The organism is Tenacibaculum skagerrakense (assembly GCF_004345825.1).
Lineage (GTDB): Bacteria > Bacteroidota > Bacteroidia > Flavobacteriales > Flavobacteriaceae > Polaribacter > Polaribacter skagerrakensis.
This window is the reverse complement of record NZ_SLXM01000013.1, coordinates 1-12746: the sequence shown is the minus strand read 5'-3', so window position 1 is coordinate 12746 and position 12746 is coordinate 1. Positions and strand designations below refer to the sequence as shown.

General features: G+C 30.0%; 14 protein-coding genes. 9 read left to right on the top strand and 5 right to left on the bottom strand.

What is annotated here, in order from left to right:
* Positions 1–39 precede the first annotated feature (39 nt).
* Positions 40–1389 (bottom strand): retropepsin-like aspartic protease, encoded by a 1350-nt coding sequence (locus tag EV195_RS15745; RefSeq protein WP_394851314.1) that lies wholly within the window; start codon positions 1387–1389, stop codon positions 40–42.
* A 170-nt stretch (positions 1390–1559) separates the two neighbouring features.
* On the opposite strand from EV195_RS15745, the gene EV195_RS15740 reads away from it, so the two are divergent.
* The 3 genes from EV195_RS15740 (at position 1560) to EV195_RS15730 (ending at position 4802) form a co-directional block, all read left to right on the top strand.
* Positions 1560–2750: a pyridoxal phosphate-dependent aminotransferase gene (locus EV195_RS15740; protein WP_132795933.1), complete on the top strand. Its 1191-nt coding sequence runs from the start codon at positions 1560–1562 to the stop codon at positions 2748–2750.
* A 10-nt stretch (positions 2751–2760) separates the two neighbouring features.
* A complete protein-coding gene (gene murB, locus EV195_RS15735; RefSeq protein ID WP_132795932.1) occupies positions 2761–3768 on the top strand; it encodes a UDP-N-acetylmuramate dehydrogenase in 1008 nt (335 codons plus the stop codon).
* Between the two features lie 185 nt (positions 3769–3953).
* Complete coding sequence (locus tag EV195_RS15730; RefSeq protein WP_132795931.1) at positions 3954–4802, top strand: neutral zinc metallopeptidase; 849 nt, start codon at positions 3954–3956, stop codon at positions 4800–4802.
* A gap of 106 nt (positions 4803–4908) precedes the next feature.
* Here EV195_RS15730 and EV195_RS16915 read toward each other — a convergent pair whose 3' ends face one another.
* Positions 4909–5037 (bottom strand): hypothetical protein, encoded by a 129-nt coding sequence (locus EV195_RS16915; protein ID WP_262708545.1) that lies wholly within the window; start codon positions 5035–5037, stop codon positions 4909–4911.
* A gap of 109 nt (positions 5038–5146) precedes the next feature.
* Here EV195_RS16915 and EV195_RS15725 point away from each other — a divergent pair, with 109 nt between their 5' ends.
* The 5 genes from EV195_RS15725 to lipA all read left to right on the top strand — a co-directional run bounded on the left by EV195_RS15725 (position 5147) and on the right by lipA (position 8658).
* The gene (locus EV195_RS15725; protein ID WP_132795930.1) at positions 5147–5350 is read left to right on the top strand and encodes a membrane or secreted protein; all 204 of its coding nucleotides are present in this window, start codon (positions 5147–5149) and stop codon (positions 5348–5350) included.
* 63 nt (positions 5351–5413) lie between these two features.
* Entirely contained in the window at positions 5414–5920 is a 507-nt protein-coding gene (locus tag EV195_RS15720; protein ID WP_132795929.1) for an RNA polymerase sigma factor, read from the top strand.
* The gene (locus tag EV195_RS15715; RefSeq protein WP_132795928.1) at positions 5917–7140 is read left to right on the top strand and encodes an NRAMP family divalent metal transporter; all 1224 of its coding nucleotides are present in this window, start codon (positions 5917–5919) and stop codon (positions 7138–7140) included. The genes EV195_RS15720 and EV195_RS15715 overlap by 4 nt, the downstream gene beginning before the upstream one ends.
* A 124-nt stretch (positions 7141–7264) precedes the next feature.
* Complete coding sequence (locus EV195_RS15710) at positions 7265–7720, top strand: hypothetical protein (RefSeq protein WP_132795927.1); 456 nt, start codon at positions 7265–7267, stop codon at positions 7718–7720.
* Positions 7721–7758: 38 nt separating this feature from the next.
* The gene (gene lipA, locus EV195_RS15705; RefSeq protein WP_165915755.1) at positions 7759–8658 is read left to right on the top strand and encodes a lipoyl synthase; all 900 of its coding nucleotides are present in this window, start codon (positions 7759–7761) and stop codon (positions 8656–8658) included.
* A 482-nt stretch (positions 8659–9140) separates the two neighbouring features.
* On the opposite strand, the gene EV195_RS15700 is transcribed toward lipA, so the two are convergent.
* The 3 genes from EV195_RS15700 to EV195_RS15690 all read right to left on the bottom strand — a co-directional run bounded on the left by EV195_RS15700 (position 9141) and on the right by EV195_RS15690 (position 12339).
* Entirely contained in the window at positions 9141–10121 is a 981-nt protein-coding gene (locus EV195_RS15700; RefSeq protein ID WP_132795926.1) for a PLP-dependent cysteine synthase family protein, read from the bottom strand.
* Between the two features lie 89 nt (positions 10122–10210).
* Positions 10211–10771: a hypothetical protein gene (locus tag EV195_RS15695; RefSeq protein ID WP_243693135.1), complete on the bottom strand. Its 561-nt coding sequence runs from the start codon at positions 10769–10771 to the stop codon at positions 10211–10213.
* A 44-nt stretch (positions 10772–10815) separates the two neighbouring features.
* Complete coding sequence (locus EV195_RS15690) at positions 10816–12339, bottom strand: helicase HerA-like domain-containing protein (RefSeq protein ID WP_132795925.1); 1524 nt, start codon at positions 12337–12339, stop codon at positions 10816–10818.
* Between the two features lie 112 nt (positions 12340–12451).
* Here EV195_RS15690 and EV195_RS15685 point away from each other — a divergent pair, with 112 nt between their 5' ends.
* A complete protein-coding gene (locus EV195_RS15685) occupies positions 12452–12655 on the top strand; it encodes a hypothetical protein (RefSeq protein ID WP_132795924.1) in 204 nt (67 codons plus the stop codon).
* The last annotated feature ends 91 nt before the right edge of the window (positions 12656–12746 follow it).

Here is a 12746-nt window from a genome sequence, read left to right as displayed (position 1 = left end):
AAACAAAAAAAGAGTCTTATTAAAGACTCTTTTTTTTGTTTATATCCTTTCTTTTAATCTAAACTTAAACTTATATTTTTGACCTGCTCTTTCTATTTCTAAGCTAATCCTTTTATTAGGTTTATCATGAAAAAGAGCATTAATTTGTGATAGTGTATAGGTATAAGCTGGATTACCATTTATACGTTTAATAACATCATCTTTTTCTAATCCTACTAAATCTGCAGGAGAATTTTTAAGCACATTACTAATTTTATAAGCTGGCTTAAAACGATAGAAATAACTAGTTACAAACGATATTGTTTTGTTATCTGAAACTTTGTTTCCTGAATTAAAATTATCCGTAATAATATTATCTTGTCTTTCTTTAATTAGTTCTTGACCATCATAAATAACAGATAAACCACTCATATTATAATAAAACCCACTCTTTAAAGATGCATTTTTCTTAAAAATCGCTTTTCTACTACCATAATCTAACCAAACAATAAATCGTTTTAAAATATTACCTCCAATGCTACCATTTCTTAATTTAAATTGTCTCGCATTAGCCGTAGAAGTTGTGTCCAAAAAAGATACTGTTGGTTCTTCTATTTTAAACTTTCCTAGTTCAAATAATGGAACTTTACTTCTATTCCCGTAAATAGTACCACTTAATCCCTCCCCTAATATATCTCTAAAATATTTTTTCGGGGTTTTAATATCTTTGTGAGTTCCTTCAAAAAACCATAAAGCATCACTACCTCCTGAATCAATCAACAACTTTGTCTTAATTTTCTTTTCACCAATAGTGTCTAGTTGTGCATAGGTATTTATATAAGGTTTGTTTCTATAAAACTCTAATGGGAACTCCTCACATCTTCTGCATTTCTTTAATCTATACTTTTTCGGATTATAAAAAGTTAGGTATTTAGATTTGTAATCTATCTTAAGAATTATATTTTTAAGTAAATCAAATCCTATTATTCCGTGTATTGTCATACCCATTCTAGCAGACATATTAAAATTATCTCTAAGTATTACATAAAGATCTTCATTGGGATTTACTAAGTTTTTAATTCTAAAGCGATTATTTTTAGACAATAAAGCATCAACAGGTTCACCACTTCCTAAACCTTTTAATTGAATTTTTTCTACATTATTTAATCCAAGGCTATCATTTTTTGTTAAATTAAATAAAATAGTTTTATTGACCCCTGTATCTAAAATGAAGTTTAAATCTTTTCCATTAATCTGTAATGGAATAATTATAAGGTTGTTAATTAAGGTGAACTTTACCTTTTGACTCACATCTTCATTCCCATAAAACTGAAACTTTGATTGGCCATAACCTTTAAGAATAAAAACAAAAAATAATAGGGATAGTAATAGTCTTCTCAAATTACACACTTTAACTTTACATTCATAACAATATACAATCTTATTAGTCAACTTATTTTTTTTTAAGATAGTTTTAACCATTTCATTAGATGTAGGGTTAGTTTTTGTAGGTAAAAAATACTCCAAATCAATATAATTTTGCAAATTTGCCTACTTAAAACAACTAAAAAAATAAAGCAATGCCTGCTATTTCATCTAAAGGTAATTTAATGCCTCAATCACCAATACGTAAATTGGTTCCTTATGCTGAAAACGCTAAAAAAAATGGAATTAACGTTTTTCATTTAAATATTGGTCAGCCTGATATTAAAACCCCTCAAGTAGCATTAGATGCTGTTAAAAACAACGACATAGAAGTATTATCTTATGCGCGTTCTGAAGGATCAGAAGTATACAGAGACAAGTTAACAAATTACTATTCGCAAAATAACATTCATGTTAATGCAAATGATATAGTAGTTACTACCGGAGGATCAGAAGCTTTATTATTTACTATTGGAAGTATAACGGATCCAGGAGATGAAATCATTATCCCTGAACCTTTTTATGCTAATTATAACGGATTTTCAATAGCTTCTGGAGTAAAAGTTGTACCGGTTATCTCTTCTATTGATGATAACTTTGCATTACCTAAAATTGAAGATTTTGAAAAGTTAATTACGCCTAAAACAAAAGCTATATTAATTTGTAATCCAGGAAATCCAACAGGATATTTATACAGCAAAGAAGAAATTGAAAAATTAAAGCAAATTGTTCTAAAACATGATTTATTCTTAATTGCTGATGAAGTATACCGTGAATTTGCTTATGATGGTGCTGAGCATCATTCTGTAATGAAAGAAAACGGTTTAGAACAACATGCTATTATGATTGATTCTGTTTCTAAACGTTACAGTATGTGTGGGGCAAGAATTGGATGTATAGTCTCTAAAAATCAAGAATTTATTCAGACAGCCATAAAGTTTGCACAAGCACGCTTAAGTCCACCAACATATGCATTAATAGCTAGCGAAGCTGCTTTAGATACTCCTCAAAGCTATTTTGAAGATGTTATTGAAGAATATGTAGAGCGAAGAAACACACTAATTACCGAGTTAAAAAAGATTGATGGTGTTAAAGTTGCCAATCCAAAAGGAGCTTTTTACTGTGTAGCTGAACTACCTGTGAAAGATTCTGATGATTTTGCACAATGGATTTTAGAAAAATTCCATCATAATAACGAAACTGTAATGGTTGCTCCTGCAAGTGGTTTCTATTCTACAGAAGGAGAAGGTAAAAATCAAGTTCGTATTGCGTATGTTTTAAATAAAGAAGATTTAAAACGTTCTGTTGAAATTTTAAAGTTAGCATTAGAGCAATACAATCAATAATTATAGATAGTTGAATTTTCAAGAAAACATATCATTAAAAAAATACAATACGTTTGGCATTGATGTTAATGCCAAACGTTTTATTTCTATTAGTTCTGTTTACGAGTTACAGCAGCTTTTAAAAAAGGAAAAAAAGTTGTTTCTTCTTTCTGGCGGAAGTAATATGTTACTCACAAAAAACATAGAACAGCTAGTAGTACATCTTAATATCAAAGGAATTTCAATTGATAGAGAAGATGATAATGCTGTGTATTTGACTGTAAATGCTGGAGAAAATTGGCATGAATTTGTTTTATGGGCTATTGAGCAAGGATATGGAGGAATTGAAAATTTATCTTTAATACCTGGTAAAGTAGGCACTTGTCCTATTCAAAATATTGGCGCTTACGGTGTAGAAGTTAAAGACGTTATTACTAAGGTAGAAGCTATAGAAATCGAAACAAACAAACTAGTTTCTTTTTCTAACACAGAATGTAATTTTGGTTATAGAAATTCTATATTTAAAAATGAAGCTAAAGGAAAATACATTATAACCTCTGTTTGTTTTAAGCTTTCTAAAAGCAACCATAAACTAACTACATCCTATGGTGCTATTGAAAAGGAATTGACAGATAGACAAATTACTAATCCTACAATTAAAGATATTTCGGAAGCTGTTATCGCCATTCGACAATCTAAATTGCCCGATCCTAATGAGATTGGTAATAGCGGTAGTTTTTTCAAAAACCCAGTTATTTCAATTTCTCTTTTTGAAGAATTAAAAAATAAGTACCCAACTATACCAAGCTACCCTGTTTCTGAGACAGAAATTAAAGTTCCTGCTGGTTGGCTAATCGAACAATCTGGTTTTAAAGGAAAACGATATGGTGATTACGGAGTTCATGAAAATCAAGCCTTAGTACTTGTTAATTATGGTAATGCATCAGGAAAAGATATCTTTGAATTAGCACAAAAAATCCAAGCAACTATAAAAGAGACTTATAAAATAGATTTAGAAATTGAAGTAAATATTATTTAATTAAAAAATCATTTATTTCTCTTTACTACCCTCAATTTTAGTAAAAATTATTTTTATAAATAAGCTAAAATATATCTAAATTTTAGCTCTAAAAATTTATATATATTTATTTTTTAACTTTTTATTAGCAATTCACTATTTTCCATATCATTACGGCATTATTAACAATCAAAAAAACCTTCGTAATGAAAAATTTGACAAAATTTTTAATGCTTTTAACAATTTTAGCTGTATTTCAAAATTGTACTTCAGATGAAAATCAAGAATCAAGTTTAGATTTTCCTCAAGATTCTCCCTCTAACTTAAACATGCATGATGCTGATCATGCTACAGTACAAGGCTTTGGACCTAATTCTTATTGGGCTAGTTACATTGTAAGTCAATCTGTAACTAATTTTTTAAAAGGACAACATGACAATGCTGCTAGTTTATTCGGCATGGGAAATGTTCCTTTATACTATGCTGCTGGACCAGGAACTTTTAACGCTCTTTCTTTTAGTGGAGGTTATGTTGTTTGGGGAGAGGAGCTTTTACAAAACGCAAACGGCTATGGTAATACTGCTATAGCTTATGTGGCTGCTCATGAAATTGCACATCAAGTCCAATTTAGAACATCTGGAATCCCTAGTAGAAATCACGTTAGCGCTACAGAATTAGAAGCTGATGGATTTGGAGGATATTATATCAGAAAGAGATATACTAGTAATTGGACTACAGCAGCACAAGGTTATAACTTTGCACAAACTTTAGCTGGACCTGTAAATTCAAGTCATGGTTCTGCTGCTCAAAGAAGATCTGCTTACAGATTAGGTTATCTTATCGCTGAGAATGGTAACTATTCTAATAGAAACTTTGACAATGTGTTCTTTTATTATTACGATCAGTATGTTTTAGGCGGACAACTTAGATCAGAAATTCAAAAACCAGAAGGAGTATCTTTTGAAGCTCATCAATACATTTCTTCTTTTAGAGAAGAACTTAGCAAAATTGCTTCTGGGGAAATTTCGGAAGAAGAGTATGTTAATTTAAACTAATTCCCTTTAAATTAAAATTATAGTAAATAGCAAAAAACTGCTTCTTTTAGAAGCAGTTTTTCTATTTTTAAACCTATTGTTTAATATTGGGAATCTACAAATGTTATTATCTATTATATCTTTTAATTTTATTGTGAGTTTTAATGTAAACTGGCAATAATTGATTTTCAGTCTTTTTCATTGAAAAACCAATGAACTTATAAAAAGTGATTAAGAATTCTAATACTGATTTCATTTTATACTGTTTTAAAGTTTAGTTACACTATTAAGACACCATATTATTTAAAAAGTCACCTACTCTAAAAAAATAGTTTCATTATCTTTGAACTATTAAAATTTTATTCATGAAATTAGTTATATTAACAGCAGGATTATTAGCTATAGCTTTTGCAGGAATTGCTATTAAAATTTGGGCAAAAAAAGATGGTGAATTTGCAGGAACATGTGCTAGTCAAAATCCAATGTTAAATAAATCAGGTGAAGCGTGTGGTTTTTGTGGAAAAACTCCAGATCAATTTGATTCATGTAATGAACCTCAACACCAATAAAACTCTCTTCTCATAAAAGACGAAATTCTTCAACATATAGAAAAAGCGAAAAAAGGCAATCAAATGTCTTTTAACTTTCTTTTAGATGCTTTCTGGGCTATTGTTTATGGGTATCAATTAAAGAATGTAGCAAATGAAAATGATGCTGAAGACATTACTATTCAGACTTTTGCTAAGGCATTTAACAAAATTCATACTTTTAATGAAGAGTATCAATTTAGCACATGGTTAATTGCTATTTCTAAGAATATTCACCAAGATATTTTAAGGAAAAGTAAATCCTCTCCTGTTATAAAATCTTCAAAAGCAGATGATGAAGCTTATAAAGTTATTGATGATGCACCATCTCCAGAAGACACTATCATAACAGAGCAAAATCTAGCGAAGCTTCTAAAGGACATTAAGCAATTAAAGCCAAAGTATCAGGAAGTAATTAATCTACGATTTTTTCAAGAATTAAGTTATAAAGAAATTTCTGAACAACTTGATGAACCAATGAATAATGTTAAAGTTAAACTTCTAAGAGCTAAAAAATTACTAGCTGAAATTATTGAGAAGAATAAATCATGAAAAGAAACATTTTTAGCGCCTTTGGCCCAGGGTTATTATTTGCTGGTGCTGCAATTGGTGTTTCGCATTTAGTTCAATCTACTAGAGCTGGTGCAGAATATGGATACGGATTAATTTGGGCTTTATTTCTTGTTCATTTCTTTAAATATCCTTTCTTTAAATTCGGACCAAAGTATGCTTCTGCGACTGGTGAAAGCTTACTAGATGGCTATAAAAAATTAGGAAGAGGTTATTTGAATCTTTACTTTATTGTAAACATAGCCACTATGTTTACTATTCAAGCAGGAGTTACGATAGTTACAGCCAGTTTAGCTTCTTACTTATTCGGGATTACAAACAATTTGGTGTATTGGGCTACTATTATTTTGATAGTAAGTTTTTTAATCCTTTCAATAGGGAAGTATGAATTGTTAGATAAATTAATGAAGTATATTATTTTATTTTTAACAATTAGTACGCTATTATCGTTAATTATTGCAATTACTAAAAATGAAAGAACCTTTTCATATGCTCAAGTTCTTCCTACAGATGCTGTTGGAATCAGTTTTTTAATTGCTTTTTTAGGTTGGATGCCAGCTCCTTTAGATATTTCTATTTGGCATTCTCTTTGGTCGATACAAAAACAAAAAAACACTCATGAAAAAGTAAGTGTAAAAAAATCTATTTTCGATTTCAATGTGGGTTACTTTGGTACAATGTTTTTAGGTTTATGCTTTATTTTATTAGGTGCATTAGTAATGTTTTCCTCTGATGAAAAATTTGCTAGTAATGGAGGTCAATTTGCTTTACAACTTATTAATTTATACACCAATAATTTAGGGGAGTATGCAAAACCCATTATTGGAATAGCTGCTTTTACCACCATGTTTAGCACAACAATTACTACGCTAGATGCTTCACCTAGAGCAATGGAAAAAGCGTCTTTTTTGTTATTCAGTAAAGAAAAATTAAATTATAAGTTTTGGAGTTATCTTTTAATTACAGGAACATTATTAATTCTGTTTGTATTACTGAATAGCATGTTGTTAATGGTTAAAATTGCTACCATATTTTCGTTTCTAACTGCTCCTGTTTTTGCTATCTTAAATTATAAGCTTATTACTAGTAAATATACACCAAAAGAACATCATCCTTCAACTATTATTAAGATTATAAGTATGACAGGAATTTTATTTCTTATTTGTTTCAGCCTATGGTATGTAAGTATCTTTTTTAAATAGACACCTGTGATACAACACACTAATAAAATATATTTAAAAAAATCTGAAAAAAAAGAGAAAAAAAATTAAATTAGCACGCTTTTTGGTATAATCCACAAAGTATAATAAAATCCCAATATTACGAATGCAAACAAAAAGATTTTTCTTACAGTTGGTATGTGTGTTATCCCTTACACTTTTTTCATTACAAAATACTTTTGCTCAAGTAGAAAAACTTCAAACAGCTATTTCTGATACTTCAGTTCCTTTTCAAGGAAAATTACAACAAGAAAATGGCAAATATAGGTATGATTATCATGATGTTTATCAATCAGATTCTCTTGCAAAAGATCTTCAAGCTAGTGGTTATCACGGAGGTGGTCCGTCTTGGTTAGGTATTATTTACGGTGCTTTTAAGCTTTGTGACAACAATTTAATCGATGAGATTGAGATGAAAGTTGATGTTACTGGTGTTACTTTTTGGAGCGCTAACAAAGAAGACCTAGACAAAATCGGTAGAATTGTTAGTACAATTAAGACAAATGACGAGTTATTACAACTTGCAATTGATAAAGCTAACGAATTAGGTATTATGCAATAAAACATTCTTCGTAAATTTGTACATCAAATTTATAGTGAATGTCAGAAAAGATTCTTATCCCATCGGAAACTAAAATTACTAAAGACGCAACTTCGGAACGTGTACAAAAACCGAAGTGGTTACGTGTAAAGCTTCCTGTAGGAAAAAAATATACCGAATTAAGAGGATTAGTAGATAAGTACAAACTAAATACTATTTGTACTAGTGGTAGTTGTCCTAACATGGGTGAATGTTGGGGCGAAGGTACTGCTACATTCATGATTTTAGGTAATATTTGTACGCGTTCTTGTGGGTTTTGCGGTGTTAAAACAGGAAGACCTGAAACTGTAGAATGGGACGAACCTGAAAAAGTAGCTCGATCTATAAAAATCATGAATATTAAACATGCGGTTATTACTTCTGTTGATAGAGATGATTTAAAAGATGGAGGTTCTATTATATGGGCTGAAACGGTTGAAGCGATTAGAAGAGCTAACCCTAACACAACTTTAGAAACACTAATTCCAGATTTTCAAGGTAATACGAAGCTTATAGATCGAATTATTGAAGTGCATCCTGAAGTTGTTTCTCATAATATGGAAACCGTTAGAAGGTTAACAAGAGAAGTAAGAATTCAAGCAAAATATGATAGAAGTTTAGGTGTTTTAAAATACCTAAAAGAGAACGGGATGAGAACTAAATCTGGTATTATGCTTGGTTTAGGTGAAACTGAAGAAGAGGTTATCGAAACAATGAAAGACCTTAGAAATGTTGGTTTAGATATTATCACTATTGGTCAGTATTTACAACCTACCAAAAAACATTTACCTGTTAAAGAATTTATTACTCCAGAACAGTTTAAGAAATACGAAACTTTAGGAAAAGAAATGGGATTCATGTATGTGGAAAGTGGAGCTTTAGTAAGGTCTTCTTACAAAGCACACAAACATGCTAGCTAACATTCTATTATTAATTTCTTAACAATAAAGGTTTTAAAAGTTAAAAAAATGTAAATAATAAAATAAATACACATTTATGTGGTAAATATTATTAATTTTGGCACGTAAATTGAAAACATATAATTGTTAACAATAATAATTGTTTTCATTGTGTAAATTATTTGAATTAGTTGATTAACGAAAAGCCACCTCAATGAGGTGGCTTTTTGATTATATTAATAATTTATATTTTCTTGATTTCGAATTAAAGTCCGATTGTGAAGATTATACAAATTAGAATTGCTATAAAAATTAAAAAAATAAAATATAAAAATTTTCTAAAACTATTGGTTATTAGTTTTTTATAGAATTCAGTTGTTTTTAAGATAATATTTGCAATGATTACCATTATAGCTACTGGCAAAGCAAATATGAACAAAACAAAGAGTAAACCCAAAAAACCCTCTGGACTTCCACAAAATAGTTTAAACATGGATTCTAGTTTATTCTAAATATCCCATTTTTCTCATCCAGTCATCGTTAAACATTTTTCCAACATAACGACTTCCGTGATCATGAAATAATACTACTACAACATCATCTTCATTAAAATGCTCTTTTAACTGTAACAAACCTTTCATAGCTGCTCCGGCAGAGTTCCCTAAGAACATTCCTTCTTTCTTAGCTAATAACTGTGTATACACTGCTGCATCTTTATCAGTAACCTTAGTAAACCCATCAATAATACTAAAATCAACGTTCTTCGGTAAAATATCTTCCCCAATACCTTCTGTTACATAAGGATAAATCTCATTTTCATCAAATACACCCGTTTCATGGTATTTTTTAAAAACAGAACCGTAAGTATCAATTCCCCAAACCTTTACATTTGGATTTTTCTCTTTTAAATATTTTCCAACTCCCGAAATAGTTCCTCCAGTTCCTACTCCAACAACAAAATGAGTAATTTTTCCTTCGGTTTGTTCCCAAATTTCTGGCCCAGTACTCTCATAATGACCTTTTGCATTACTTGGGTTATCATATTGGTTTACATACCAAGCATTCTCTGTTTCCTCTGCTAATCTTCTTGAAACTGAATAGTAACTTCTAGGATCATCTGGTTCTACATTCGTAGGACAAACTACAACCTCTGCTCCAACAGCTTTTAAAATATCAACTTTTTCTTTACTTTGCTTATCTGCCATTACAAAAACACACTTGTATCCTTTAACAATTGCAGCTAAAGCTAATCCCATTCCTGTGTTTCCTGAAGTTCCTTCAATGATTGTTCCTCCTGGCTTTAATCTTCCATCAGCCTCAGCATCTTCTATCATTTTTAGAGCCATTCTGTCTTTTACTGAATTACCTGGGTTAAAAGTTTCGTACTTAGCTAATACTAAACAAGGTAATTCTTCGGCTAGTTTATTAATTTTAACTAAAGGAGTGTTTCCAATAGTCTCAAGAATATTCTTTGCGTAATTCATGTTCTTTGATTTGTTGTGCAAATATATAAGTTTGGAAATTTGTTTTGTATGCGTCTATAAAAAAATCCGCCTAAGCGGATTTTATATTTTTAATTGAACCAAATAATGAACGATTTCATTTTTGCTAAATCGGGAATTTGTTCAATAGACACTTTTTTCATGTTATAATCACTTAAACCTAGACCTTCTTTATCTATGGCAATAGTGGCATTTAAATCATCTATAAAAACCGTAACCGAAGAAAATGAAGGCTCTATTTTACTTATAGCATTGTTTGAATTAATTTCATTGAATGTAGAATTAATATTCAATCCTTTTTCTGTTTTAAAGCGTTCATCAAAAATTTCAACACTTTTTATAACAGAAGTCGAATCTAATTGCTCTTTTGGTATAATACTCAGTAAAAGTTTTCCTCCTTTTTCATATACCTCATATACATCATCATCTTGAAAATAATTATTTCCTTTAGCTCCTTCGCTTAATATTTTTACTAAAGAATCTTTAGCAAAAATTTTATCTAATTCTTGTACAGTAGTTTTTGTAGTTAATTGCCCAACCTTTCCTTTCGCAATCGTAAATTTATCTTTTCCACATTGAACAAATAAAAATGAAATACAAAGTATTGATACAATTTTAGTTAATTTTTTCATGTAAGTTTAATTTCAAAATATAACGTTTCTTTTTGCTATTTAGTTTATAGTACTTTCTTTAAAATCCCAAAAACAGCTCTAATAAAAGTAGCACTTGTTAGTACTTTTACAACTGGATTTTGTCGAGTGCTTCTTGATGAAGAACTTGTACTTCTTTTCTTTCTAATTTTTTCTTCTTCTCTTCTTCTATCTTCTTCTGTTTTTTCTTTGTTGATGCGCTCAATTTTTTCTTCTAACAATTCATAAGCACTTTCTCTATCAATACTCTTATTGTACTTATCAACTAGTTTAGAATTATCTAGCACCTCTTGGATTTCTCTATCAGTAAGAACATCCATTCTACTCATTGGTGCTCTAAGCATAGTTCTTGCTAAAGGAGTTGGAATTCCTTTTTCATTTAAGGCCGTAATAAATGCTTCTCCAATACCTAGTTGTGTTAATGCTTCACTAGTATTATAAAACTCAGAATCTGGATAATTTTCAGCAGCTAACTTTAATGCTTTTCTATCTTTAGCTGTAAATGCACGTAAAGCATGTTGAACTTTCATTCCTAATTGTGCTAAAACATCTTCAGGAACATCTTTAGGGTTTTGAGTTACAAAATACAACCCAATTCCTTTTGATCGTATTAACTTTACAATGCTTTCAATTTGGCTTAATAATGCTTTTGATGCTTCATCAAAAACTAAATGTGCCTCATCTATAAAAATAATTAACTCTGGTCTACCACTATCTCCTTGTTCTGGAAAAGTTTCATATACTTCTGCTAATAATTGAAGCATAAATGTTGAAAATAACTTTGGTTTGTCTTGAATATCGGTTAATCTTAAAACAGATATTACTCCTCTTCCATTTTCATCTACTCTAGTTAAGTCATCAACTTCAAAAGATTTTTCACCAAAAAACAATTCACCTCCTTGCTGCTCTAACTCGACAATTTTTCTAAGAATAGCACCTGTACTAGAAGTTGAAATCCTACCGTATTCTGTTGCAATTTCATCTTTTCCTTCTGCTGTTACGAATTGTAACATCTTTTTAAAATCTTTTAAATCAAGTAATGGTAAATGATTATCATCACAATATTTAAAAATAATTGCTACAATTCCAGATTGTGCTTCTGTTAAATCTAATATTCTAGAGAGCAATACTGGACCAAATTCAGAAACTGTAGCTCTAAGACGAACTCCATCTTGTTCTGAAATTGATAAAATTTCAATTGGAAATTTTTTTGCATCAAAAGGAATTCCGATTTTCTCATGTCTTTCGTCTATTTTAGCATGCCCCGGACTTGGTTGTCCTAGACCACTTAAATCTCCTTTGACATCCATTAATAATACGGGAATTCCTTTTTCAGACATATTTTCTGCTAGTACTTGTAATGTTTTAGTTTTACCTGTACCTGTAGCTCCAGCTATTAATCCATGCCTGTTTAACGTTTTTAGAGGAATATTTACCAGTGCATTTGTGACTGTTTCTTCTCCTAACATTCCTGCTCCCAGAGTAATAAAATCTCCTTTACACTTATATCCTTCAGAGATATAATTAAAAAACGCCTCCGTCTGACTCATCTTATATTTTTTGATAAAAATACTATTAAAATCAGCATTTCAAAATTAATTTTTAGTAACAATACAACAGTTTATGGAACTACAATATGTAATATCATTAAATATTTTTATTATGAAACACTCAATTTTAAATCTCAAAGGAGTTAAAAAACTAAACAAAAACGAATTACAACACATTAAAGGAGAATTAAATGTTGGTAATTTCTGTCCTGAAGGCAGCTTTAGATGTACCTGTCCATCTGGATGGAGTTTCTGTGCAACTTCTGTAAGTTTCTGTATGAGTCGCTGTGATTGGGATCCTAGTCCAAGTTTTTAAACTAAATCACTCTGTACTGAAAGTACAGAGGTTTTATTATACTGGGGACTAAAAGTCCCCTTTTTCATTCTAATATAAAATTAGAATTATC

What these genes read in the sequence shown, in the direction of transcription:
- EV195_RS15740 (WP_132795933.1), top strand. Translation starts at nt 1,560, where the DNA reads ATGCCTGCTATTTCATCTAAAGGTAATTTAATGCCTCAATCACCAATA.
- EV195_RS15730 (WP_132795931.1), top strand. Translation starts at nt 3,954, where the DNA reads ATGAAAAATTTGACAAAATTTTTAATGCTTTTAACAATTTTAGCTGTA.
- EV195_RS16915 (WP_262708545.1), bottom strand. Translation starts at nt 5,037, where the DNA reads ATGAAATCAGTATTAGAATTCTTAATCACTTTTTATAAGTTCATTGGT.
- EV195_RS15725 (WP_132795930.1), top strand. Translation starts at nt 5,147, where the DNA reads ATGAAATTAGTTATATTAACAGCAGGATTATTAGCTATAGCTTTTGCA.
- EV195_RS15720 (WP_132795929.1), top strand. Translation starts at nt 5,414, where the DNA reads ATGTCTTTTAACTTTCTTTTAGATGCTTTCTGGGCTATTGTTTATGGG.
- EV195_RS15715 (WP_132795928.1), top strand. Translation starts at nt 5,917, where the DNA reads ATGAAAAGAAACATTTTTAGCGCCTTTGGCCCAGGGTTATTATTTGCT.
- EV195_RS15710 (WP_132795927.1), top strand. Translation starts at nt 7,265, where the DNA reads ATGCAAACAAAAAGATTTTTCTTACAGTTGGTATGTGTGTTATCCCTT.
- lipA (WP_165915755.1), top strand. Translation starts at nt 7,759, where the DNA reads ATGTCAGAAAAGATTCTTATCCCATCGGAAACTAAAATTACTAAAGAC.
- EV195_RS15700 (WP_132795926.1), bottom strand. Translation starts at nt 10,121, where the DNA reads ATGAATTACGCAAAGAATATTCTTGAGACTATTGGAAACACTCCTTTA.
- EV195_RS15695 (WP_243693135.1), bottom strand. Translation starts at nt 10,771, where the DNA reads ATGAAAAAATTAACTAAAATTGTATCAATACTTTGTATTTCATTTTTA.
- EV195_RS15690 (WP_132795925.1), bottom strand. Translation starts at nt 12,339, where the DNA reads ATGAGTCAGACGGAGGCGTTTTTTAATTATATCTCTGAAGGATATAAG.
- EV195_RS15685 (WP_132795924.1), top strand. Translation starts at nt 12,452, where the DNA reads ATGAAACACTCAATTTTAAATCTCAAAGGAGTTAAAAAACTAAACAAA.